17 protein-coding genes and 2 CRISPR repeat arrays are annotated in these 24,759 nt (G+C 69.0%); of the genes, 12 read left to right on the forward strand and 5 right to left on the reverse strand.

The genetic code is table 11. The features are described 5' to 3' along the window. Nucleotides 1-34 precede the first annotated feature (34 nt). Nucleotides 35-3,670, reverse strand: coding sequence for a MobF family relaxase (mobF, locus tag ACGF3A_RS36215; protein WP_393734948.1), 3,636 nt, complete (start codon nt 3,668-3,670; stop codon nt 35-37). Nucleotides 3,671-3,894: 224 nt separating this feature from the next. On the opposite strand from mobF, the gene ACGF3A_RS36220 reads away from it, so the two are divergent. From ACGF3A_RS36220 to cas6e, 11 genes are all read left to right on the forward strand, one after another. Next, nucleotides 3,895-4,506, forward strand: a complete 612-nt coding sequence (locus ACGF3A_RS36220; RefSeq protein ID WP_393734742.1) for a hypothetical protein — start codon at nt 3,895-3,897, stop codon at nt 4,504-4,506. Nucleotides 4,507-4,617: 111 nt separating this feature from the next. After that, complete coding sequence (locus ACGF3A_RS36225; protein WP_393734743.1) at nt 4,618-5,019, forward strand: hypothetical protein; 402 nt, start codon at nt 4,618-4,620, stop codon at nt 5,017-5,019. A gap of 6 nt (nt 5,020-5,025) precedes the next feature. After that, nucleotides 5,026-6,609 carry a hypothetical protein gene (locus ACGF3A_RS36230; RefSeq protein ID WP_393734744.1) on the forward strand — a complete coding sequence of 528 codons (1,584 nt, stop codon included), beginning with the start codon at nt 5,026-5,028 and terminating at the stop codon, nt 6,607-6,609. A 79-nt stretch (nt 6,610-6,688) separates the two neighbouring features. Then, on the forward strand, nt 6,689-7,528 hold the full coding sequence (locus tag ACGF3A_RS36235) for a phosphoadenosine phosphosulfate reductase (RefSeq protein ID WP_393734745.1): 840 nt from the start codon (nt 6,689-6,691) through the stop codon (nt 7,526-7,528). Beyond that, complete coding sequence (locus ACGF3A_RS36240; protein WP_393734746.1) at nt 7,525-7,914, forward strand: hypothetical protein; 390 nt, start codon at nt 7,525-7,527, stop codon at nt 7,912-7,914. The genes ACGF3A_RS36235 and ACGF3A_RS36240 overlap by 4 nt, the downstream gene beginning before the upstream one ends. Before the next feature lie 229 nt (nt 7,915-8,143). Further along, nucleotides 8,144-8,897: a CRISPR direct-repeat array (repeat unit 28 nt; unit sequence GGTTCACCCCCACGCACGTGGGGACCAC). 129 nt (nt 8,898-9,026) lie between these two features. Further along, complete coding sequence (locus ACGF3A_RS36245; RefSeq protein ID WP_393734949.1) at nt 9,027-11,570, forward strand: CRISPR-associated endonuclease Cas3''; 2,544 nt, start codon at nt 9,027-9,029, stop codon at nt 11,568-11,570. Further along, nucleotides 11,492-13,432: a type I-E CRISPR-associated protein Cse1/CasA gene (gene casA / locus ACGF3A_RS36250; protein WP_393734747.1), complete on the forward strand. Its 1,941-nt coding sequence runs from the start codon at nt 11,492-11,494 to the stop codon at nt 13,430-13,432. The genes ACGF3A_RS36245 and casA overlap by 79 nt, the downstream gene beginning before the upstream one ends. Beyond that, on the forward strand, nt 13,429-14,046 hold the full coding sequence (casB, locus tag ACGF3A_RS36255) for a type I-E CRISPR-associated protein Cse2/CasB (RefSeq protein WP_393734748.1): 618 nt from the start codon (nt 13,429-13,431) through the stop codon (nt 14,044-14,046). The genes casA and casB overlap by 4 nt, the downstream gene beginning before the upstream one ends. Nucleotides 14,047-14,084: 38 nt before the next feature. Continuing rightward, nucleotides 14,085-15,350 carry a type I-E CRISPR-associated protein Cas7/Cse4/CasC gene (locus ACGF3A_RS36260; RefSeq protein ID WP_393734749.1) on the forward strand — a complete coding sequence of 422 codons (1,266 nt, stop codon included), beginning with the start codon at nt 14,085-14,087 and terminating at the stop codon, nt 15,348-15,350. After that, on the forward strand, nt 15,347-16,084 hold the full coding sequence (gene cas5e / locus ACGF3A_RS36265) for a type I-E CRISPR-associated protein Cas5/CasD (RefSeq protein ID WP_393734750.1): 738 nt from the start codon (nt 15,347-15,349) through the stop codon (nt 16,082-16,084). The genes ACGF3A_RS36260 and cas5e overlap by 4 nt, the downstream gene beginning before the upstream one ends. Next, nucleotides 16,081-16,758, forward strand: a complete 678-nt coding sequence (gene cas6e, locus ACGF3A_RS36270; protein WP_393734751.1) for a type I-E CRISPR-associated protein Cas6/Cse3/CasE — start codon at nt 16,081-16,083, stop codon at nt 16,756-16,758. Before cas5e ends, cas6e begins: the two co-directional genes overlap by 4 nt. Before the next feature lie 52 nt (nt 16,759-16,810). Beyond that, nucleotides 16,811-17,446: direct repeats of the CRISPR family, unit length 29 nt; unit sequence GTGGTCCCCACGCGCGTGGGGGTGAACCG. A 468-nt stretch (nt 17,447-17,914) separates the two neighbouring features. Here cas6e and ACGF3A_RS36275 read toward each other — a convergent pair. The 4 genes from ACGF3A_RS36275 to ACGF3A_RS36290 all read right to left on the reverse strand — a co-directional run bounded on the left by ACGF3A_RS36275 (nt 17,915) and on the right by ACGF3A_RS36290 (nt 24,140). After that, entirely contained in the window at nt 17,915-18,253 is a 339-nt protein-coding gene (locus ACGF3A_RS36275) for a hypothetical protein (protein ID WP_393734752.1), read from the reverse strand. Between the two features lie 5 nt (nt 18,254-18,258). Then, nucleotides 18,259-22,746, reverse strand: coding sequence for a putative T7SS-secreted protein (locus tag ACGF3A_RS36280; protein ID WP_393734753.1), 4,488 nt, complete (start codon nt 22,744-22,746; stop codon nt 18,259-18,261). Continuing rightward, nucleotides 22,743-23,300: a hypothetical protein gene (locus ACGF3A_RS36285; RefSeq protein ID WP_393734754.1), complete on the reverse strand. Its 558-nt coding sequence runs from the start codon at nt 23,298-23,300 to the stop codon at nt 22,743-22,745. The genes ACGF3A_RS36280 and ACGF3A_RS36285 overlap by 4 nt, the downstream gene beginning before the upstream one ends. A gap of 366 nt (nt 23,301-23,666) precedes the next feature. Then, nucleotides 23,667-24,140, reverse strand: coding sequence for an SRPBCC family protein (locus ACGF3A_RS36290; protein ID WP_393734755.1), 474 nt, complete (start codon nt 24,138-24,140; stop codon nt 23,667-23,669). A 46-nt stretch (nt 24,141-24,186) separates the two neighbouring features. Between ACGF3A_RS36290 and ACGF3A_RS36295 the strand changes: the two genes are divergently transcribed. Beyond that, on the forward strand, nt 24,187-24,759 hold the full coding sequence (locus tag ACGF3A_RS36295; protein ID WP_393734756.1) for a TetR family transcriptional regulator: 573 nt from the start codon (nt 24,187-24,189) through the stop codon (nt 24,757-24,759).

Genomic DNA, 24,759 nt, shown 5'->3' on the forward strand with positions numbered 1-24,759 from the left:
AGGCGGCAGAGCCTTTCGCGCTGCTCTAACTTCCTTATCGAGTAGGTGTCTTGGCGGCTGGCGCCGTGAAATCTCGCCGGGCCTTACAGGGCGCCGGATGATCAGCCACGCGCTTGGTCGCACTGGTTGACGCATCATGGTGGTGCGCTGTGGCTCCGTGGTCGGTGTCGCCCGAGAGCCTCTCGACGGTTGCCCGGACGTGAGACGGTATGCGGTGGCCGGGAAGTTCGGGGAGGACCAGCGTCTCCTGGGCGCCCCGCTCGATGCCGTGGAGAAGCCCGGCGACGGCCCAGTCCAGTCGCTCCGCGCCCGTAGCCGCCTCTCCATTCCGCGCACGGTCCGCGTCAGCTTCGAAAGCTGCGAGCGGGAGGTAGAGGTGCGTCTCCTGCCTGTCCCGAGACAGCATCGTGTAGAGAGCGTTGGCCAGGGCGCCAGGCCCGTAGACAAGTGCGTGGTCGACCGTGAGGCCCTGTGCCTTGTGGCCGGTCATGGCGTATCCCAGTGATAGTCCGCCTTCGGCGATGAAGTCGGACGTGACCCACTCTCTCGGCTCCTGCTCTCCACCTGTCGGTGCCTTGCGGCGCCATTCGACGAGGACCCCACGGCTGGGGTCGATGGCGCGGACAAGGCCGCGATAGCCGTTGAGGACGTCTGCGTGGGCGCCGTCCGTGGCGCGGGCACGGTAGTCGTTGGCGCGGACGAGAACCTGGTCGCCGACGGCGAGGGTGAGTGTGCCGCCGCCGGTGAGAGGGAAGTGATGGTCCTCGCTGGTGAGGTTGCCGTGGTGGCGGCGTAGGGCGCGGGCGCCGAGGTTGAGTTCGTCGACGATGGCGTTCGTGGCGGCGAGCATCACGAGCTGCTGAACCGCCTCGTGGTCGTCCTCGAATCTGGATCGGCGCTCGTGCCACGCCGTGAGCATGGCGGCGATCGTGGCGTCCTTGTCATCCTCGGCGTGGACTCGGCCGTACCGGGCCAGGGAGTGCAGCGCTTCGGCACGGTCACCGGCTCGCCAGAGGGCCAGGGCGCGACGCTCGACGGGGTCACGCTGGCGGTAGTTCTCGGTGAGGGAGAGGCCGTCGAGGAGGTCGTGGATCGCGGCGAAGCTGCCGCCGATGCCCGGGGAGTGGAGCTGCTGGGGGTCACCGATTCCGACGACTTTCGTGCCGGTGGTCTGGGCGTGGGTGAGGAGGTCGGCGAGGTCGCGGTCGTCGCACATCGCGGCCTCGTCGAGCACCAGGACGTCGATCCCCGCGAGCCCCTGGCCCCCGTCTCGTACGGAGGTCATCCACGAGGCGAGCGTGCGGGCGGGGATGCCGGTCTCGGCGGTGAGGTTGGCGCAGGCGACGGCAGCCGTGGAAGCCCCGGCAACGACGTGACCACTCGCCTGCCAGGCTTGCCGGGCGGTGTCCATCAGCGTCGTCTTGCCCGCACCCGCGATCCCGATGACGGCGTCGATGCCGTGCCCGGCGGTGAGGATCCGGTGCAGGACGGCGCGCTGTTCGGCGGAGAAGGCGAAGCCGGGGCCCTGGGCGGCTTCCGTAGCGGACACGGCCGCCTGGAGCGTGGTGTGCGGGACGACGGCGGCGTGCTCGTTCCGGCGGTTCAGGGCCTGGGTGAGGTTGGTCGTCTCGGCGTCGATGACATCCGCGGTGGTGTAGCGCTCGGGGTGAGTGAAGTGCTGCGGCCCCTTGGGCAGGAGCTGCACCGCGTACCCGGCGTGCGCGAGCACCGCGTCCGTCAGGTCCTCGGCCTCCCCCGCGCTGGCGACGCCGTACGGCATGGCGTCCAGGACGGCGGCTATCGCGGCGGCGTGCGTGAACTCCTTACTGTGAGCGGTCAGCCCCTCGGCCGGGTCGAAGACGGCCCGGCACAGGGCCTCGGTCGATGGTCTACGGTTCGTGTCCGACGTCCGGAGGAGGTCCTCGGCGATGGCTTGAGGGTCCTCGCCGCTCGCGCGCGCTTCGGCCTGCCAGTAGCGACGGAGTACGTCGTCCTCGACGGAGGCGGCCTCGTGGTTCTTGGCCGCTCGGGTCACGTTCCCGGCGCGGATACGCGCTGCGGTGGTGGCCGTCTCGTAGCTGACGCCGAGCTGCTGGAGGAGGCTCCGGATCTGGCTGTCGCGTTTGGCGAAGAGCCGTATCGAGCGTTCGGGGATGCCCTCGATCTCCCATGCCCCGGTGCGTTCGTCGCGGCGGAAGGAGAGGCCGTAGCGGGCGTGCAGGTCGTGGCGTATCCGGGCGGACATGAGTGCCTGGGTGGCTCGCGCGTGCCGGTGCAGGTCGCGGCCTCCGGCGGCAACGGTGGACCACTTCCCGTCTGCTCCCTTGACGAGGTTGGCGAGAGTGAAGTGCAGGTGGAAGTGCGGGTCGCCGCAGGCGGCGCCGTCGACCGGGCGCGCGGCCCGGTGCACCATCATCCAACCGGAGAATCCGGAGGTGGATACGCGCTCCGCGCTCGCGCCGTCGCCGTGCCGACCCCGCATCGCGTACGCCGTCCACCGCTCCATTGCCGCGACAGTCTCGCGTCCGCACGAGGTGTAGATGGCCTCCGTCTCAGCGGCCATCCCCTTGGCGGCGAAGGCGAGCAGCACTGAGTACGACTTGGGCAGCTCCAGCGTGACGTCCGCGCCCCGGTTGCCCACCTCCACCCGGCCTTGCCGGAGTGCGGCCTTGACCTCTTCCTCGTCCCAGATCCCGTACGGATCGAGGCCGACGCCCTTGGCCAGAGCCAGCGCTTCCCGCACGGGGATCGGGAGTTCGCGCGGGCGTCGTAGGGACTGGTTCCAGCACTGCTGGACCCGTCGCCGGTGCGCTTCGGAGGCGAACAGCGCGGCGATGGGCCGACGTTCCCGCTGGGCCTTCGCCGCCAGTGCCTTGAGCAACGGCCGTACGTCCAGACGCCCGCCCTCTTCAACGCGCAGCGCGCGCTCGACCTCGTCCCTCCCGTACAGGCTGAGCGCGTCCGCTCCGGCGGCTTCGGCGAGCCGGAGCAGGCCCGATACGGGCGCCCGATGGCTTTGCCCGTACCTCGCCACCTGCCGTTCCACCCGCCCGAACAGGTCCTTCGACCGCTGCGAAGGGAACAGTCCATCCGGGGCGATCCCGCGTGCCGCCGCCATGCGACGGAGCGTCTTCACCAGCGGCGCGGTGGGGAGCTTCGCCTCGGGGGCAATGGCCAACTTCGGCTCGACGAGCACGCTGCCGTCGCGCGGATCCTCGCCCCGCATCAGCCTCCGGGCCGCGTCGAAGTCGGCCGCCGTGAGCACGCTTCCGGGCTCGATACCGAACTCGGTCAGCCCGTTCCCGATCCAGACCAACGGTCGTTCGTTCGCGTCCAGGTGGTAGTCGAGCTGAGCGTCCGCGCGGGGCGGCAGCAGGGGGACGCCCGGGTAGACGTCCGTAGCCGCCAGCCCGGCCGCGCCCAGCAGCAGCACAGCATCCTCAGTAGTGACCGTCACCTCGCCACGACCTGCTCGTAGGCGCGTACGGGCAGCGAAGAAGGTCCGCTTCGCCGCCCGCGATCCCAGCAGTTCCGCGACCCCGACGCTCTCGGCATCCGCCTTCGCCTCGATCGCGGCGACCAGCGGTTCAGCGGCCAGTGCGGCGACGGTCGCGCACCCGTGTCCGCCGGTCAGTCGGTACTCAACCTGGGCGTCCGAGGATCCGATCATCGTCACCCACGCCAACCGGACCACCTCCGCCCGCCACAACTGAGCTGACCTGCGCAAACGCGCAGCCGTATCGTCGCGACGCGACGATACCTTGGTCCTGGTTGCTACCTATTTGCGCTCTCGATGTGAGAGGGTGGCCGGTTGGGCTGTTACCGAGGTAGGCGGCCACAGGAGAGCACGGGCCTCTTGGAGTTCAAAACGGATGCCGCTGGACCGTGGGCGGCATGCACCGCTCCGAGTTCGAGGACGCGGGCCTCTTCACCGCCGTCCCGCCCACTCCTACAGCCGGTCACCACCACCGACTCGCCGCCGAGGACCTCACCACCACACCCTGGGCGCGGTGGCTCGCGGACCCCCTCGTACGCGAGCGCTACCACTCGAAGATCTACCGGCCAACCGACCCGTCGGCGTGCCACTTCTGGCTCGGTGCCATCTCCGACACCGGGCACGGCAGCTTTCGCGCGGGCTCGCTACCCGGCCGCACCCGCCGGGGCACGGTCCCCGCCCACCTCTTCGGCTACCAGCTCGCCCACGGCCCGATCCCTCGCCTCGTCGACGAAGCCTTCGAACCCACCGTCTGCCACCGCTGCGACAACCACTCCTGCCAGAACCCCGCCCATCTGCGCCTGGGGACGGCGGCCGAGAACCGTTCGGAGTGGCTGGCCCGGAGAGGCGACCCGGCCAGCCCGCTCGCCGACATACGGGGACCAGCGGGCCGCGCTCGCGCCATCGCCCGAACCATCCGCGCCGCGCAAACCGCCGGTGAGGACGAGACGGCCATCGCCTCGCGCGTAGGCGCAGTGATCAACGCGGGGACCCCGTTCACTCTGTGGTGAATCGCAGCACCTGGAGAACAAAACAGCGCGATCCATACGCTACGGCTCACATCGGCCCACTCCACCGGGAGTCGGCACACGCCTCTCCCCTTCGTTCCGAGGAGAACTCCCATGCCCTCCCCCGATCTCACCGACCTCGCCGCCGCCCTGGACACCGACGCACCCGTAGCCGCGCTCGACGCGATGTGGGACGTCTTCGATGTCGCCGAGCAGGCTGCCGACTCGATCGCGTTCCGCGAGGGCTACGACGAGGTGATGGCCGCCGCCGCGTCGGGCGAAGCCGCGGCTGGCAAGTCGTTGATGCCGCTGCCGGACGCCGGGCAGTCCTACGTCCTCGCCGAGGAGCCGGAGCGCACGCTGCCCGTCTGCGCTGCCCTCCTGGAGAAGGCGGCGGGGCTCCTCGACCACGTGGCGACGGGCGCCATCGACGAGGTCCGCACGAGCCTGCGTACGGCCGCCGGGCACGCCCGAGGTGCCGCCCGCAACCTCCGCGCGGCGCCCGAGCCGCAGTGAGACGCCATGTCCGTCACCCTCGGCGAACTCCTCAAGGCTGCGGCCGACGAGGTCCGTGAGGCCGTACGCCACCTACCTTCGGCGCCGACCGGAGCCCACGCCCACATACTGCGGCACCTGGTCGCCCAACTCCGCCTCTACCCCACGGAGTACGCCCGCGATCCCGGCGCGCTCCCCGGCCCCGCCGGTCTCGTCCGCACCGCGATGTCCCCAGCGCTCTCCCGCCTCCACCACGAGCTGGGTTCGGCCGAACGCCGCCTGGACACCCTCCCGTTCGAGCACCCCTCGGAGGCGACCGACCCCGCCGCTCAGCACCTCGCCGCCGCAGGCCAACTCCTGACCGCCAGCCGCGACGTGCTCCGCAGTCACCGCGGACCAGGCGGCCGTCCGCTGACCCCGTACGCGGTTCTGCTCGCCGAGCCCGGCGTCCAGCGCTACGTCTGCTCCCGCCTGGGCGACGTCGCACGCGAGGCGGCCCGCTACGCCGACACCCTCGCGCGCCGCTCCCCCATCACCCCCGAACGCGCCCGCTTCGCCGACGTCCGCAACGAACTCGACCGCGCCACCCTCACCGGCCACAGCGCCCTGCTCGCCTCCGACCGGCACTTCGGCACACTCCCCCTCGCCGCCCCGCCCGGCGCCGAGGACCGGGGCGACCTCCTGGACGGCACCGACCGCCTGACCCGGCACATCTTCCGCGTCTCCCAGGGCGCCGACGCCCTCAGCAGCTCCGACCTCCAGCAGATCTCCCGATACCTCTACCAAGGACACCTGCTCGCCGGCCGAGTCCTGCGCCACCTCGCCACAGAACAGGACACCGGACCCGCGGCGGACCTCCAGCTCGCCGCCGACAAGCTCCGCACCAGCGCCATGGCCTGGCAGCGAGCCGCGAAGTCCTGGCACCGCGTCGTAGACCTCGGCGACCCTCGCGAGCACCCGCCCCTCGACCGCACCCAACGCACCGCGATACGCGAGGGCCGCATGCCCGCGCTCCCCCGTACGCGCCCCCACCCGGCCACGCTGGAAGCCCGCGCCCTCGTCCTCCAAGTCGGCCAGCTCCTCTACGGCCCGAGCTGGTCCCCGGAGTACGGCGTCCGCCAAAAGCCCCGCCCAGTCTCCGAGATCATCCGCAACGGCGGCGGCCCCGGCCGCCTATGGACCGCGCTGCACGGCATCGCCACCGCCAGCCGACACCTGGCCACCGCCATACCCGGCTGCATCAGCCGCCTCGCCAACCGCCTCGCCAGCGACGACCCGGACTTCATCCCCCGCAACCGCACGACCAAGAAACTCCGCTGGCGCCCTCTCACCGCCGCCCACCGCGACCGCCTCGCCAAGACCCAGGCCCCCACCGAACGAGCCTCCGAAGCAGCAGCCGCCCACCTGGTGACCGCCGCCCGCGCCACCGGCACGGACATCCCCCGAGCCCACCTCGAAGAACTCCTCCGCACCCGCCAAATCCCGGCCCCTCCGTCATCCCGCGCGGCAGACCGACTCGACGCCCTCCTCAAGGAATACCGCGCCTACGCCCGCCCGAAGGCGACGTACGCCGACCCCGTGTTCCCTCCCCCACCAAGCCCCGCCCTCTGAGCCTCAGCGGATCCGCAACCCGCGCACCTCTGCGAACGGCTGAGGTCTCTCCCGCGAGAGCAGAACAGGAGATTCAGGCATGCCCAATGCCTGCCCCCAGCGCCCTTCCCGACCTCCGCTACGTTCCTTCAGCTACGGCGGAGGCTGGCAATCCACCGCCGCCCTCGCCCTGGCCGCACGCGGCGAACTCGACTACCGCACCTTCCTCATGGCCAACGTCGGGGACGACTCCGAGAACCCAGCCACCCTCCGCTATATCGAACGGCACGCCGCGCCGTTCGCCCGCGATCACGGCCTCGAACTCGTCCTGCTCCACAAGGTCATGAAGCGCACCGGCGAAGTCCGCACCCTGTACCAGGACCTCACCCGCCCCGGCTCACGCTCACTACGCATACCCATCCGCATGTCCAACGGCGCCCCCGGCACCCGTTCCTGCACGGTCGAGTTCAAGATCAAGGTCATAGGCCAAGAACTCCTCCGCCGGGGCGCGACAGCCAGCGCTCCGGCGACCGTGGGCATAGGCATCAGCCTCGACGAGATCCACCGCGCCAACAAACGCCGCTGCGAACCCTACGAACGCATCGAGTACCCCCTGCTGGAACTCGGCATCCGCCGCAACGACTGCATACGCATCATCCGCAACGCGGGCCTCCCCGTACCCCCGAAGTCCGCCTGCTGGTTCTGCCCCTTCCAACGCGCCGAGACCTGGCACGAGCGCCGCCGATCCCAACCGGAGCTGTTCAACCGAGCCTGCGAACTCGAAGATCTCCTCAACCGGCGCCGCGACGATCTGGGCAAAGACCACGTCTTCCTGACTCGATTCGGACGACCGCTCCGCCAAGTCATCGCTGAGGGCGTGGACACCCTGCCCCTGGACGAGTTCGACACCGGCTGCGACTCGGGCTGGTGCATGACGTGAACCCCGCCGACCGCCCCCGCCCCACGGCAGCTCAACTCCGCCGCCGCATCCGGGCAGCGGAAGCCCTCCGCCTCAAGACCTGCGAAGTGGCCGCCGCAGAGGTCATCGCCGCACGCCAAGCCGCCCAGGCAACCAGCGAGGCCAGGAAGCACGCTGACACCGCGCTCAAGGAAGCAGTGGCAGCAGCACTTCGCGTCTTCGACGACCCCGACCTACTCGCCGAACTCGTTGGTCTGCCTCGATCCCAACTGGAGCGATCGGCCAAGTCTGTCCCCGTGGCCCGAGCAGCAGAACTTGCTCACGGGTTGCGGATCCGCGCCAGCCACCCACGCAATCGGGCCAGTAACGAAGAGTCTGGTTCTCAAGGCGCGCGCGACGAAGTGTGAGCCTAACGAGCCCGCACGCAGGGGCAGGACCGGGGCGCCTCCAACCACCCGGATGCACGGTACGGACGACGACATTGGGCCGAGCCCCGTCGCACTACAACCCGCCCCATTCACTGGGATAGTCGTACGTATGGGAACAAGGCTCAGCGGATGTCCTCATCCAGCACATCGGTGGTCCCCAATTGCGTGGGGACCATGTGGGCAAGCGGCTCACCATCTGGGGCGCCGCCGGTTCACCCCCGCGCCCGTGGAGACAGGCCGAGGCCGCGCTGTACCTCAACGGCAGTTCACCCCCACGCCCGTGGGGACCACGCCCGCCACATCTCGTCCATGGGCAGCACGAGCGGTTCACCCCCACGCACGTGGGGACCACACCAGGTCGTCCTCGGCATCCTCGCTACATTCCGGTTCACCCCCACGCACGTGGGGACCACGCCCAGGACCGCACGGTCGGGGTGTGCCACTCCGGTTCACCCCCACGCACGTGGGGACCACGCCTCGCGGACCGCGTCTCGCTGAGCGGCCAACGGTTCACCCCCACGCACGTGGGGACCACGACCACCAAGGGGTGACCCGGTGACCAGCGTGCGGTTCACCCCCACGCACGTGGGGACCACGATCAGGGACGTGGACGCCGAGCACCACGCCGAGGTTCACCCCCACGCACGTGGGGACCACTGGATCTGGAAGACCTCGCCGCCCGGCTTGAACGGTTCACCCCCACGCACGTGGGGACCACCGCCCCGCCTTCCCGCGCGGCCACGCGGTGCACGGTTCACCCCCACGCACGTGGGGACCACACCAGCCGGTGGCGCGGCAGGACGCCACGGTCCGGTTCACCCCCACGCACGTGGGGACCACCCGGGACTCGGCGATGACGAGACCCTCCGCTACGGTTCACCCCCACGCACGTGGGGACCACGAAGCCGTGGAGCCCGTCGGCGCGGACCACGTCGGTTCACCCCCACGCACGTGGGGACCACCCTTCCCCACCTGGGGCGTCATCCTGGCTTTGCATTCTCTTTGCCTTTCGGTTCATTCTCCCTGCTTCGTCTGGTTCGGGGTGCGGGCATGCTCGGAATCCTATGGATGACGATGATCTGTGTCTGCCGATGCATCGGTCAGTGGTGCCGTGGGGCAAGGTGGGGCCGAGGCGGGGGGCGGTGCCGCATGCGTTGATGTGTCATGCGTTGGATACCGCTGCTGTGGCGGAGTTGATCGGTAGGACGCTGTGTCGGGGGGATGCCGGTAGGCGGTTGTATCGAATGCTGGAGCCGGTGGGGGATCCCGAGTTGTGGGTGCCGGCTTTGTGCGGGCTTCACGATCTGGGGAAGTACGCGCCGACGTTTCAGGCGTTGCGCTTCGATGCGGCTCGGGGCCGCTTCTCGCCGGGTGCGCAGCGCGATATGAGGCGGCTTCTGCGGCACGCGCCCAGGGAGGTGCGTACCGATGTGCACCACGGGTGGGTCACCGCAGTCCATCTGCGGGAGTTGCTGGAACGTTGGGGGGCGCGGCCGGGGGTCGCCCGGGATCTGGCCGTGGTGTTGGGCGGACACCATGGCGTGATTCCGACGGCGTCGGTTCTCCAGGGGTGTGCGCATGCCTTGTCCGAGATCGGCGGTCTGCGGTGGAGGGAAGGGCGGGACGCGTTCGTTGGCGACTTCCTGGAGGCGTGGGGCCTGGAGGATCCGGCGGGCCGGTGGAGCGAGGTCGTCAGTGATCCGGTGGCCCTGGTGGCTCTGGCCGGGTTGACCACCACGTCCGACTGGATCGCGTCCGACAGGCGGAAACTCGCTCCGATGCCGAATCCTGCTGATCTGCGGGCATACGCCGCGCAAGCCCGTACGCAAGAGGCCGAGAAGATGGGGCGGCTGCTCTGGGAAGCGTGGGAGCCTCCGGGCGAAGCGTCGTTCGGTGAGCTGTTCCCCGGGTTCACGCAGGGCAACCCGGTGCAGCGGGCGGTGGAGCGACTGGCCGGGGCGGTCCGCGAACCCGGGATCATGGTGATCGCGGCGCCGACGGGGTCGGGGAAGACCGAGGCGGGGCTGCAAGCCGCGGCACGGATGGTGCGTTCCCTAGAACTGGCTGGGTTCTATGTGGCGATGCCGACGCGGGCGACCAGTAATCAGACCTTCCATGCGGCCAAGGCGCTGTTGGAACGGACGGGAGCAACGTCCCCTCTGGGGTTGCTGCACTCTTCGGCCAGGGAAGTGCTCGCGGAGGCCGGATCGAACGAGGCGCAGAGCGAAGTGGTGCACTGTGAGCAGGTGAACGCCGATCCTGCTGAGGGTACGGTCCGGACCAAAAAACGGTCAGGGGAGGGGGATCAGGACAAGGTTGCCCGGGCATGGTTCGCGCAGCGCAACCGTGGTCTCCTTGCACCGACCGGGGTCGGCACGATCGATCAGCTCATGCTCGGTGCCCTGCGGCGCCGCTTCAACTACCTGGCGTTGGCCGGAGTCTCGGGCAGAGTGGTCGTCTTCGACGAGGTCCACACCTACGACGACTTCCAGTACGTGCGTCTGGAACAGTTGTTGCGGTGGCTGGGGCATCTCCGGGTGCCTGTTGTTCTCCAGTCCGCGACGCTCTCCTCGGACCATACCGAGGAGCTGGTGAGCTGCTGGGTGGAAGGTGCCCAAACAGCAACGTCGCAGGCCCTGTCCCCGGACCGTGTACGGCAGCAACTGCGGGTGCCACGGCACTACCCCCGGGTGTTCTGGGTCGGCGCGGAGCCCTCTGACCTGCGTGTGGAGGAGGTCGAACAAGGGGAGGGCGAGAAAGACGGGCACGAGCGCGTGTACCGGTTTCACCGGCCGGAGACGGGCGGGAGGGACGCGTGGGAGGAGCGTGCCGACCTCGCGCTGGAGGCAGCCACCTCGCAGAACCAGTGCGTGGCCGTCTTCCACAACATCGTCCGCCAGACGCAGGAGGCGCACGCGGCGGGCGGTCAGCGGATCCGGGCACGTGCGGAGTGGGCGGACGTGGAGAATCATCTCTTCCACGCCAAGTTGACTCCGGACAAGCGGTCAGCGGCCGATCAGCGTATCCGGGCCGCGTTCGGCCCGCCCCGCGATGAGGCGGGATCCCGGCCGCAGCGCGCCGTGGTCTTCGGCAGTCCGCTGCTGGCCGAGGGGCTGGACCTCGACTTCGATGCGGCTCTGGTCACGCTGGGCCCCCTGGACCGGATGCTGCAGGCGATGGGGCGGGTGCGGCGGCATACCCGGGAGGGGCGGAACCTGGCAGAGCCGGTTCCGATCACGCTGATCGGGGTGGAGGAGAGAACGGAGACGGTCCGGGGCCGAACGCGAGTGACTGTGCACTTCCCGGGCTGGAAGCCGCAGGTCGCGCCGGAGGCGCTGCTTCTGCGCACGTGGGCCGTGCTGCGGGAGCGGACCGAGATCCGGCCGCAGGACACCCAGTACCTGATCGACCAGGTCTACGGGCCCGAGGATGCCGTCTGCTGTCCGCCCGGCTGGGAGAAGCAGTGGCAGCGCGCGCATCGTGCCTGGCGCAAACGGCGAGCCGGGTTGCGCTCCCGGGCCCTTCCCAACCTCATCCCTTACCCGGTGAGCAGCGGATGGCTGGAGGACCTCACCCGCAGGCCCGGGGTGTGGCGCGGCACGCGCCTGTCCCAGGGCCCCGAGCCCGGCTCCTGAGCGGATCGTGGGGAGCTGCCGCCACCATCCGGTGGGGGCAGGGGGGTGGGGAAGCGCTCCCATCATCCGCGCGTAGCATCAACGCGGGACATACGGCCGGAAGTTGGGGAGGGTCCGGTATCACGACGCACTCGTTCAATCTCCTGGATGAGCCATGGCTTCCCGTGGTGCGCATGGACGGCTCCACGGCGACGCTCGGTGTCGTGGAGACTTTGACGCAGGCCCACCATCTCCGCGCACTGGTCGGCGAGACCTCGACGGTCACCTCCGCGTTGCACCGGTTGCTGCTCGCCTTCCTCTCCCGTGCCCTCGGCACCGTCGATGACCTTCGGTGGCAGGAGCTGTGGAGCGCGGAGGGCGAGGGATTCCCCGCGAGCGAGCTGGAGGAATACGCCGGTCGGTGGCGGCATCGCTTCGACCTCCTCTCGTCGGAACAGCCCTTCTTCCAGCGTCCGGAACTCAAAGAAGCGCAGGGCACCGCCGCGCTGGTGGCCTTCCGTGCGGCGAAGAACAACGCCACGCTCTTCGACCACAGCAGGGACGGCGAGCCGCGCCCGCTGCGGCCGGACGTGGCCGCGCGCTGGCTCGTCACCGTCCATGCCTATGACACCGCGGGGACGAAGACCCCGGTCGCCAGGGGCAGTAAGAAGTCGGAGGCTCCGCCGACCACTCAGTTCGGGTGCGTTCTCATCGAGGGCGCAACGCTGTTCCACACCTTGCTGCTGAACCTGCTGGAGTACGCACCGCAGCGCAACGCCCCCACTTCGACGACCGAGGAGGACCGCCCGGCCTGGGAGGCACCAATCGCCTCGGAGACAGCACCGCGCCGCGCGTACGGGTGGACCGATCTCCTCACCTGGCAGTCGCGACGCGTCCGGCTCACCCAAGCCGACCAGGACGGGGAGGTGATGATCCAAGGGGCCGTCGTCTCCCCCGGCACCTGCTGCAGGAGCGAACTCCTGGAAGCCGAGCACATGGCCGCCTTCCGGGCTCCCTGGTTCGATCAGCCCAGCGATTCGTCCGAAGTGGCGCAGCGGAAGAAGACGAAGACATCATCTCTTCGCCCGGTGAGGCTCGATGCCCTGCGCGGCGTGTGGCGACACAGCCAAGAACTGCTCCTGCCCCCGGCCCAGCGCTGGTTCAAACCCCGTGGCAACAAGGGCCTGGGCCTGTCGATGGACGGCTTCCCCGAAATCAGTCCCGCTCGGCTGCGGCCGTCGGCCCTGGAGAGGATCGCCCGCCTCACGGACACCGGCGCGCTGCCCTCCGACGCCGTCTACACGCTCCGCATCTTCGGCCAGGAATGGGCGACCGGCGGCAGCGGCATGATCGGAGCCTGGCACGAGGAAGCCGTTCCCGCCCCCGCCGCGCTGCTCCGGGCCGCCAACCCACGCATCGGACGGCTGATCGGGAACGCCGTGGCACTGGCCGACGATCTCGCCAGCGTCCTGCGCTCCCTGGAGCGCAGGTACCGCCAGGAGACCGACGAGTCCTTCACCCGGAAGGAAGAGTCCCAGAAAGAACGAGAGGGCTTCCGCTACGAGTCCGAGCTGCAGTTCTGGCCCCAGCTCCCCGGCGCCTTCGCAGAACTGCTGCGAGAGCTGGCCGCGCTGGAAGACGGCGCTGGAGGCTCCGGGGGTGATCCGCGGGGCGAGATCCGCGCATTGTGGAAGTGGCGCGACCGGGTCGTCGACGGGGCCGACAAGGCCGCCGACCGGTGGGTGCGCCGACAGGCACGCACCGGCCACACACTGCTGCGCGCGAGCGCCCACCGGGAGCGGTACCGGGCCCACCGCCAGCTCGTCGTCAAGAGCTTCGAACGCGAAGTCGTGGGGCACACGGCCCCACCGGAGGAATCATGACCCTGCCGCCCACCACCTCCTCGAACGGCCTGCCGGATCTCGGCGAGCGCCAGCGAGCCTTCGTGCAGTCGCTCTACGACCTGTGCGCCACCGGCGGTGGCCGAGAGGCGGGCGGACCGGACAGCACCGACCGGATGACGCTGGTCTACCTGCGCCACAGCGTCACCCGGGACCGCCCGGACCTGACCGTCACCTCCCTCGTCTTCGCTCACGACCCGCCCTCCACACAGATCGATGCCTGGATGCTCACCGCGGGCCTGTTCGGATACGCGCCGCAGCCGGCCCCGCCTCCCTCACAACGGCACTCCCTGGGCACTGCCATGGGTCTCCTGGCAAACGCACGGGACGGCGATGGCACCGAGCGGCGCATGCGTCACCTGCTGGAGGCCGACCCCGCCAACCTGCCTTACTACGTGCGGGAAGCCGTCCAGCTCGTACACCAGGCCGAGATCGCGCTGGATTTCCACCGGCTCCTCAAGGACCTGGTCGTACTACTGCGCCGTGTCCCAGAAGGCCGGGACCCCCATGCGCGCAACGACGTGTTGCTGCGCTGGGGCGCCGATTACCAACGCGCACGACGTTCCGACGCCTCGTCCCAGGACAGCGAGCAGTAGCCCTGCCGCCCCGCTCCTGCCCATGAACGGAGAGATTCTTGATCATTGAGCTGCACCTGCTGCATTCCTTCCCTGTCAGCAACCTCAACCGCGATCAGTTGGGGCAGCCCAAGAGCGCGCGCTTCGGGGGCGTGACCCGAGCGCGTATCTCCAGCCAGTCCCTCAAGCGCGCGGCACGAGAGGGCCTGAGCGAACACGGAATGGCGCAGGACGATATCGGCGCGCGCTCCAAGCGGTACGCCCAGGAAGCTGCAGACCTCCTGGCCAGCGAGCACGGCAAGGACCGCGACCGCGCCTGCCAGCTCGCCGGACTCGCCCTGCAGGCGATGGGGCTGTCCTGGGACGAACAGAACGAGAAGCTGTCCTACCTCCTCTTCCTCCCAGCCACCGCCCCCCGCACGCTGGCCGACGCCTGTGCCCAGTCCTGGGACACACTCGATGCCGCGCTGACCAAACGCGAGGCTGCCCGGGCCGCCAGGCAGAAGAAGAAGGGCAAGGAGGAAGGCAAGCAGGAGGGCAACTTCCCCACCCATAAGGAATGGATCGCCTCACTGCGGAAAGGGCCCAGGAACGGCCCCGCAGGACCGCTCCACAAGTTCGCCAGCGAGGCGACGGGCCCCTTCCTCAGCCCCGGGCAGGCCGTGGACATCGCCCTGTTCGGCCGCATGATCGCCGACCACGCCGACAAGACCATGACGGCTGCCTCGCAGGTCGCCCACAGCCTGTCCACCCACGGTGTCACCACCGACTTCGACTACTTCAGCGCGCTCGACGACTACTCCGCCAATGAAGAAGAGATCAAGCCCGGTGCAGGCATGCTGGGCACTATCGAGTTCAACGCGGCCTGCTACTACCGCTACGCGAACCTGGACATCACCCAACTGCGGGAAAACCTCACCCTGGCCAGCGAGACCCTCGATGAGGGCCTCGTGGCCCAGGCCGCCCGGGCCTGGCTGCGCACCTTCATCCACGCCGTCCCGAAGGGCAAGCAGGCCACGATGTCGGCCCAGACGATGCCCGAGACCCTCCTGGCCGTCGTGCGCGACCACGGCTCGTGGAACCTGGCCAACGCCTACCTGCGGCCGGTCAGCGACACCGAGGACCTGATGCTGACTTCCACGCAGCGGCTGCTCCACCACTACCGGAAGATCGCCGGATTCTACGGGCAGGAACAGATCCGCAAGGCCGTCTTCCACACCCTGGCCGACGGACTCGACGACAGCGCGACCGCCTTGCTCAGTCCCATGAACACCTTCGAGGAGTTCATCACCAGCACTCTGGACGCGGCAGAGGTCCACCCGTGAGCGTCCTGCTGATCGTTCTGGACGCCCCGATGCAGTCATGGGGCCTTCGCTCACGCTCGACCCTGCGCGACACCGCCACCGAACCGACCAAGTCCGGCATGGTCGGGCTCCTGGCCGCCGCCCAGGGCATTGGCCGCGACCAGGACGAGGCGATCCAGCAGCTGGCCACCCTCCGCATGGGCGTACGGGTGGACCGCGAGGGCCAGCGGGAAGCGGACTTCCACACCGCCGCCGGTGTCGCCAAGGCCAGCCAACAGCCGCTGGGCAGCCCGATGGAGAAGCACGAACGCGCCCGGAACCGCAGCGGCGGGCACTCGGTGACCTCCTACCGCAACTACCTCGCCGACGCGCTCTTCCTCGTTACCCTGGAAAGCGACCGGACCACGCTCACCACCCTCCACCACGCCCTGCTGGCCCCGCGCTGGCCCCTCTACCTCGGGCGCCGCGCCTTCGTCCCAGCCCGCCCGCTGGTCCACCCCGACCCCGACATCGCCCTCCAGGACCTCGCCATCGAGGACGCCCTCGCCTCGCACCCCTGGTGTGGCGACGGCCGACCGCCAGGCGGCTTCCTGAGAACGCTCGTGGACGCAGCCCCCACCACCGACGGCGCGGAACTGCGCTACGACCGCCCCCGCTCTTTCCAGTCCCACGACCGCCAATACGAGGCCCGCTACGTCCTCCCCGGCCACGTGCCATGCCCACCCGCACCGACGAACCCGACACCACCACAATGACCTCCGATATCCACCACCCGGACCTCTGGCTTACCCGCATCCGCCTCAACCCCGAAGCCACTGAGGCCCGCCGCGACCTGGCGAGCGCTCCCGCGCTCCACCAAACCCTCATGCGGCTCTTCCCCGACGCCCTCGGCGAACGCCCCCGCCAGACAGCCGGAGTCCTCTTCCGCCTCGAAGAACAAGCAGACACATACGCCGTCCTGATCCAGAGCGCCATGGAACCCGAACTGGACAACCTCCCCGTCCACTACGGAAGCGCCCTCGCCAAACCCCTCACGCCGCTTCTGAAACAGCTCCAGGAAGGCATGACCGTCCGCTACCGCATCACCGCCAACGCCACCCGACGCCTCGCCATCAACTCCGACCGCGGACGCGTCGGCCAGCGCCTCCCTCTCCATGGCCCGGAAGCCGAAGCCTGGTGGCAACGCCAAGCCACCACCGCCGGCCTCGCCCTCCACGAGACCCTCAGCACCCGCCTGCCCGACGCCGCAGGCACCCGCACCGCCGACCACCGCCGCATCACCCACGCCCGCACCCGCTTCGACGGCACCGCCACCATCTCTGACCCGGAACAAACCATCCAACACATCCACGACGGCATCGGACGCGGCAAGTCCTACGGATGCGGATTGCTCTCCCTCGCGCCATGCGACAAGACCGAGGACGCATGACAGGGCAGGTCAAGAACCGGCAAAGCCACCGGAACATTGCAGGTCAGCAAGGGTGGTCCCCACGCGCGTGGGGGTGAACCGCGGGAGAAGGCAGCAGCGGACGGGTCCTCTCCGTGGTCCCCACGCGCGTGGGGGTGAACCGGCGCTGGACGACAGATGCCGTGCACAGACGACGTGGTCCCCACGCGCGTGGGGGTGAACCGGAGCAACATGAGCAGGCACTACGTGATCGAGGGTGGTCCCCACGCGCGTGGGGGTGAACCGGCGGGTCGAGAGCCTCGCGGACGTAGGGAGAAGTGGTCCCCACGCGCGTGGGGGTGAACCGGCCTACGTGTCCGGCCGCTGCGTCATCGGCGGGTGGTCCCCACGCGCGTGGGGGTGAACCGTTGGCGTTCTCCTCTCGGTGCAACTCGGCTGTGTGGTCCCCACGCGCGTGGGGGTGAACCGCTGATATCGGACGGATTCCTCTTCATGCCGGTGTGGTCCCCACGCGCGTGGGGGTGAACCGCTCCGGCAGTCGTTGCCCGCACTGGCCATGCCGTGGTCCCCACGCGCGTGGGGGTGAACCGGACCGCTGCCAGGGCCTGTCGGTCGACACCGCGGAGTCTCCACGCGCGTGCGGGTGAATCACCGGGGAGGGCGAACGTCAAGCAAGGCGACCGGTCCCCACGCTCGTGGGGGTGAACCGCAGCACGCCGCCCCGACTACCGGATCTACGGCAAGATCCCCACGGACATGAGGGATCACGTCGGGGAGACGTGGGAAGCGATGGATGCTGCTGGCCCGCTACACCCATACGCGTCATCACCGCACGCGCGCAGTCGTGCCCACCCGTGGGCACGAAGGCCGACGCAGTCGGATCAGGGCTGCACTCCAGCGGGGAGTTAAGGGTGTTTTGAGGCAGTTCTCCGGAATCAGTGCAGGTGAAGTGGGTCACACTGTCAGGTTCGAGTCCCCCCTCGCGCACCGCGAGGGCGAGCCCCCTGACCTGCGGATACGCGGTGGGAGGGCTTTTTTCGACGCTGCTCCGTGCGCACCGTGTGCGCACGGAGGCCACGGCCAGCAGCGGCCTCTTGGAGGTGCGGCGAGGGCTTCGCCGCGCAGCGAGCCCCCGCCGCCTCGGGCCTGAGGTTCCGCGCGCTGAAGCCCGCTCCTGCTACTGGTTCCGCATAGCCGCCGAAAGATCTGTCAGGAGGGTCACGAATTCATCGACCGGCAGGCGAACGTCTTCGAATTGGTCGTACAGATCGCCGATCTCCACCGTGTCGCGCGAAATCCTTTCCACAGCGGCACTTGGAGTGGAAACCGAATACTCGGCACCGTGCTCCAGTTCCATGTTGCGCCACACCTCAAGGTAATTATCGACCGCTTGCCAACTCCTCCCAAAGGGAACGATGAGTGTCTCGATGGCAAGCTTAAGATTGTTGTCAGCGGGAGGAGTTCGCGTGGCCAGCCACTCCTCGTCCTCCCAGGAAAAGCTCCACCTGACGCTCACGCTCTTCACCTCTGCTCTGGAAAGAAAGTAGACAGCACTCTGTCACCAGAAGCGCTTTTCTCAAGGAACCCTGTCATTTTAACTCCTTCATAAGACCCCTGCACCATGGATCCACCCCGTTTATAGGTTCCATTTTCAAGAAGGTATTCTCCGGCCTTCATCACCTTCCCCGCATCCCAATCCTTGGGGAAAAATGTATGCCCGACCGTAGCCTTCTTCTCCAGCCTGCCCCCATCGGCCCTCTCTGCACCGACAGTCCCATCCACTCGAACTGTCCCGTCGGGGTTGGTGACGAGGTCGCCATCAATGTACCTGCCCTTCGGTACGCCACCAGTCTGATCTGGGTGCAGGTGCCAACCAGCAAATGACTGTTTCCCTGTGATAACCCCGTTCAGGACATGCTTCTTGGCTGCCTCTGAGATCTCCTCGCATTTCAGCCCTAGCGGATCCGCCCAATACCACGGATTTATGGAGAGCCTGTGGTGGTCCGGGGCAGCCGCCAGTCCGAGCGGATCCGCAGAGATGAACCTGGCGGTTTCGGGATCGTAGTAGCGGAAGTAGTTGTAGTGAAGTCCCGTTTCGGCGTCGGCGTACTGGCCGAGGAAGCGGATTGGGCAGTCCACCTTGGGAGATGGGACGGGGAGGCGGGTGCCCCAGAGGGTGGTGCGGGGTTGCCAGACCACATGACCTTCGGCGGAGATGAGTTCCGTCGGGGTGCCCACCGTGTCAGTGACGATCGCGTGGAATCGCGCGGTCTTCAGCAGGGGGCCGCGTTCTGTCTGAGCGAGGGGTCGGTGAGTTCCTGGGGCGTAGTCCCAGGTTGTCGTCTCGCTGGCAGCGGTGATCTGTTCGGTGACGCGCGTGCCATCCCAGGTGAAGGTTACGGCACGACCGTCGGGGCCCGATTTAGATATGCGGCGGCCCAATGGATCGTAGGCGTAGTGCCACTCCTCGCCTTGGGGGTTCGTCGCCGATTTGAGGCGGTCCTCAGCGTTCCAGGTGTAGGTCCACTCCCGGGTCTGACCGTTGAGGTGGCGCCGTGTCTTTCGGATCAGGCGGCCCGCGGCGTCGTGTTCGTAGCGGGTTCGGCCCGCTCGGCAGATCAGGGTGCCAGAGTGTTCCCGTTCGCCCGCCGTCGGGTGACCTGGGCCTTCGACGTGGGACTGATTTCCGGCGAGGTCGTAGGCGTAGCGCTCTGTCCAGCCGTGGGCTTGGACACCGGTGACGCGGCCGACTCGGTCGAGGTCGAAGCGGCGGGTCCCGGTGGTGAGTTCGCGGATTTCGGTGATGTAACCGTCGGGGCGGCGGGTGTAGGACCTGTGCTGGAGTATTTCCTCGCCCGAGCCTTGCACGCGCTGTTGTGTGAGGCGACCGCTGGTGTCCCAACTCTGGCTCAAGCTGACCCATTCGGTCAGTTCGCGACGTGTTTCGCGGCCTGCGGCATCGTGGTTGAACGAGAGTGAGCCACCGTCCGTGGTGAGGGACAGGGGTCGGTAAGCGCCGTCGTATTCCCAGGTTGAGGTGTGCCCGGACGGTGTCGTGCGGCTGATGCGGCGGCCTGCCGCGTCATAGGTGTATGAGACCGTCCGGCTGTTGACCGTCTCGGCCAGGACACGGCCCAGCGCGTCACGCTTCACCGTGACCTCCGCGGCGGCGTTCGCTGTATGGACCAGTTCGCCTGCCGCGCTGTAGGTGAACGTCGTCACCTCGCCGCTGGTCTCGTCACGCTGCTCGACAGGGCGGCCCAGCGCGTCGAGCGTATAGGCCAAGCGCTCGCCCAGGGCGTTCGAGTGGGCCACGAGTTCACCGGCCCCGTTCGTCTCATACGTGCGCGTCGCCCCGTTGAAGTCTGTCTCGGCGACCAGTCGGCCGGCCGCGTCGTACTCGTAACGCCAAGAACAGCCCTGCGGGTTGGTGACCTTCGTCAGCCGGAGTTCGGTGTCGTAGGTGAAGGCGTGCTCCGCGCCGTCCGGGCCTGTGCGGGTGGCGGGGAGGTCGAAGTGGGTGTGGGTGTAGGAGGTGGTGTGGCCCGCGGCGTCGGTATGGGCGACGAGGTTGCCCTCGCCGTCCCACTCCCAGGTCTCGCGGGTGCCGTCGGGGTTCTCACGCCAGGCGGGCTTGCCCTCGATGGTCCAGCCGTGGCGGGTGGAGTTGCCCAGCGGATCGGTGAGGACCGTGGGACGGCCATGGGGGCCGCGCTGGACGTGGGTGGTGTGGCCGAGCGGGTCGGTGAGAGCGGTCGGGAGACCGGCCGGGTCCGGGGTGACGGTCGTCGTATGGCCCAGCGGGTCGGTGATCCCGGCGAGATGCCCCGCGTCGTTGTAGGTGTAGCCGGTCACGGCGCCCGTGGGGTCGGTGGTGGAGGTGCGGTTGCCGTGGTCGTCGTAGGTGTGACGCCATGTGCCACCGTTCGGGTCGCAGATCTCCAGTGGGAGGCAGTCGTCGTCGTAGAGCGCGCTGAGGACGGTGCCGTCGGCGCGTTCGATCCGGGTGAGGTTCCCGAGGTCGTCGTGGGTGTAACGGGTGGTGCGGCCCAGGGGGTCGGTGACGGTGACGGGGTAGCGGTTGGTCTCGTCCCACTCCGTGAGGGTGGTATGGCCGAGGTTGTCCGTCTCAGAGACGATCTTGTGCGCTTCGTTGTAGACGTACACCGACTCATGCCCCAGGGAGTCGGTGTAGCGGGTGGTGCGCGCCGTCTCGTCGTAGCGGAAGCGCCCGGAGAAGGTGCCGTCGGGGCCGACGGTGCGCAGGACCCGGCCGCGGTGGTCGTAGACGTAGCCGAACGCGGTGCCGTTGCGGTCCTGCCAGGAGGTGATGCGGTGCTGGTCGTCGTAGCGGTAGCGGAGCGGGTCGCCCGTGGAGTTGATGATCTGGGCGAGATTGCCCGCCGCGTCGTAGGCGTAGGAGACGAGGGTGGTGCTACGCGCTCCGTCCTGGCCGTGCAGGAGGCGAAGGCGGATGATGCGCAGCAGCTCGGGGTCGGTGTCCACAGCGACGCGGTAGCCGCCCGAGTGGGTGACCTCTCGCGGGGCACCCTGCGCGTCGTAGGTGAAGGTGATGCGGTTGCCCGCCCGGTCGGTGATCGCCGACAGGGCCAGCTCCGTTCCTCCGGTGGGCAGCGGAGCGAAGTGCAGCGTGCGGTTGCGCTCGGGGGCGCTGATGGACATGGCCCCGTCCGGCTTGCCGTCCCAGGACAGCGGCCAGCGGGGTCCGCTGGTGGGGAGGGTGGGCACATCGGGTTCGGGGACGGGGTAGGTCAGCACCATGCCGTCGTCGGCGATGTAGACGACTCCCTTGTCGTCCAGCTCCAGCCGCTGATCCAGCGTCCCGGCCCAGGTGGGGCCGAACCAGCCGCCGCACGGGTGCCCTGAGACGTGGTGCCGCTCCAGCACGAGCGGGAGGGCGCCGGGGAGCTCGACGTCCGTCGCCGACGTGAACATCTCCCCCGTCGCGGCGTCCACCGGCTCGTTGAGGCCGCACTTCTCCCCCTTGCACCGGTCGTGCTTGTGGGGCTCGCCATCCGCGCGCTCGCGCCCTCTGCCGTCCCGCCGTAGAGCCCGCTCGCGACCGGCCAGCCGCTTGACAGCGTCCTTGGCGGTGGAGGCGCCCCGGCGCGCGGCCCCGGCACCTCCGGTGGCCAGCGCGAGCAGCAGGTCGGGAGTCAGCTGACCGGCAGCACGAGCGGGATTCCGCTGCCACTCGTCCCAGTTGACGGCTGCCTTGGCGAACTCTTTGGGGTGCTCCTGCGCGTAGGCGATGCCGTCGGCCATCCCGGCAAGCTGCATGGACCAGCCGCCGAAACCGTCCTCGACCAGATACTCGCCCTGCTTGTACAAGCCGCGCGCGGTGTCCCCGAACCCGTAGAGGAACTGCTGTCCCTCGTCGTGCACACGCGCCCATCCCTTGGGCGCGTCCGGGGCCCTCTCCGCCGCCGTCTCCAGTTTCTTCTTCGAGGTGTCGACGACGCCTTGAAGTTCCTTCTCCAAGGCGTCCAAGCGGCGATAGCAGTCCTCAAGCGCAGCGGCGCCCGGGTCCTCCTCCGGCGGCCTTTCGGGAGGGTTGTCGTCCTTACGGTCCACGGCCGCGTTGTACTTCTCCACCTGACCGGCGTGCTTCGTGGACGCGGCACGGGCGGCGTCCGCGTCCTCAATGATGGGTTTGAGCCGCTTGTGTACCGACCGCAGCTTGTCGGCGTAGGCGTCCAGGGCGCTGGCGGCGGTGGTGAAGTACGTGCGTGCCGAATTCAGCTCCCTCGGCAGCACCTTGACGGCGTCCTCGAAGGACCGGGCGGCTTCGCCCGTCCACGGCATCCGCACGAGAACGTCCAGCTTGTCGTTGCCGTCGCTGAACGCCCCCGCGTAGGCCCGGAGCTTGGCAACCAGGTCGTCGATCTTGCCAGGGTTACCGATGATGACGTCGCTGGGCTCGGCATGCGGCGGTATGCGCTCACCGGTACCGGGTGACGTGCCCTCGATGGCGTCCTTCGAGGTCATGCGATGGCGCCCCCACCATCGCGCTCCTCCCAGTCGACGACCTGGTCCTTGCCGAAGCGACGAACCCTGGGCGCCTTCTCGGGCTTCGGCTCCTCCTCCCACTGTTCCTGGAGGCTCTTCGGCGCGGGGTCGAATTCCCCTCGGTGGCCTTCACGCCAGACCTCCAGCCCACGGTCCCCGACGGGAAGCTTGGCCATGTTGTCCTCGGTCGGGGAGAAGTCCTTGATCCGCAGCAGGTCGGCCATGACATAGGCGCCAAGGACCTGCCGCAGAGTTGTGAGGATGTCGTCCGCGTGCTGAGCGACACGGCCCATGCCGTAGCCCCACTCGGAGAGCACATCCTTGGCGGGCTTCTCGATATCGATCGTGGCCGCGAAGTCGATGGCCTTGGCCATCACCTTCCAGTCATCCTTGATCCTGTGGGCCGCCACGACGGATTCCTCCAGCGGCTTCATGACCTTACGGACCTCGGCGATCTCCACCGCGTACCCCTCGCCCGGCGCCTCGCCGCCCCCGCCATCTGCGCCCTTGCCACCGCCGTGATTCCCAGCCACGTCTGCTCCCCCTCCGGCAACTACCCCACCAGACCCTCACCAGTGGGTCGCTCAGGACGCTCGGAGCACAGCCGCACGGAGCGCATACACGCGAACTGCTCGGCCGGAGTCATTCGAGCCACGACCTCTTGACATGCCAGGTCACGCAGCGACATGCCGCCCCTTCCTCCTCGCGCGACCGAACGGACCACGGCCGACATGCTGGCACACAGGTGCGACTCTGCGCTCACCCTCCCCCACTCCACGTCACAGCCGGTGCATCAGCTCGGGCCCCGGCATCGTTCCCGTACAAGCGCAATTCGCGCCGCCCTGCCGAGACATCCAGTTCGCCACTTGGGGAAAATGCATGTGAAGCAGGTCGTACCGTCAGGTTCGAGTCCCCCCTCGCGCACCGGAGTCCCGGGTGAGTTCGGTGGCCAGGCGGTGCATGGCTGTGGTGTTGGCGCGGCGCATCGTGGCGCGGACCAGGGGGGACAGGAGTCGGTCGGGGAGCGGGGCTCGCACCCAGGAGTAGGTGAAGGTGACGCGGCTCCGGCCGGGCTCCAGGGGCTCGACCGTGTAGGTGCCGTGGGCGCGGCGGCGGCCTCCCGCGCTGATGTTCTCCTCGACGATGCGACGGGGCGCCTCGACCTCGACGACCTCGATGCTGACGTCTGTCTTCTGGCCTCCCAGCGCGGCGGTGACCGTCGCGGTGGAGCCGAGGCCGCGGGCGGGGCCGCCGCAGCGCCAGTTCGTCAGGTAGTGGTCCGTGAAGCGCTCGTGGTGCGCCATGACATCGAGGAAGTCGTAGACCTGCTCGGGCGGGTGCGGAACGTCGATCGACACGGTGACGGGCCTCATGTACCACACGGTACAGAGGTGGTGTACCGATTGGTACACTCGCGGCGTGGTGAATACGGACGGAGACCGGCGCGCACAGCTCGTGGACGACGCCGTCGAGCACGTCACGGCGCACGGCATCGCGGATCTGAGCCTGCGCCGCCTCGGGGACGCGATCGGCGTCAGTCACCGCATGCTGATCCACTACTTCGGCACCAAGGAACAGCTCTTCGTCGAGATCGTCCGGACGTCGGAGCAGCGCCAGCGCGAGCTGCTCACCCGGCTCCACGGGGAGCGCGAGCTCTCGCCCGCCGATGTCGCGCGGCTCCTCTGGCGGCAGTTGACGGACCCTCGGATGGCCGGTCAGGAGCGGCTCTTCTTCGAGATCTGCGGCTACGCGCTGCGGGGCCGCCCCGAGGCCGTCCGGGTCCTGGACGGCCTCGTGTCCGACTGGCTGGGGCCCCTGGAGGCCGCCGAGACCGCGGCGGGCGCGGACCCCGTCTCGGCGCGCAGCCGCGCGCGGCTGGGCCTCGCCACCGTCCGCGGCCTCCTGCTCGACCTGCTCGCCACCGGCGACCGCGCCGGGGTCGACGCGGCCATGGAGGAGTTCCTCCGGCTGTACTACAGCGGCCTGGAGTAA

The sequence above is a fragment of the Streptomyces sp. NPDC048172 genome, assembly GCF_043202595.1.
GTDB lineage: Bacteria > Actinomycetota > Actinomycetes > Streptomycetales > Streptomycetaceae > Streptomyces.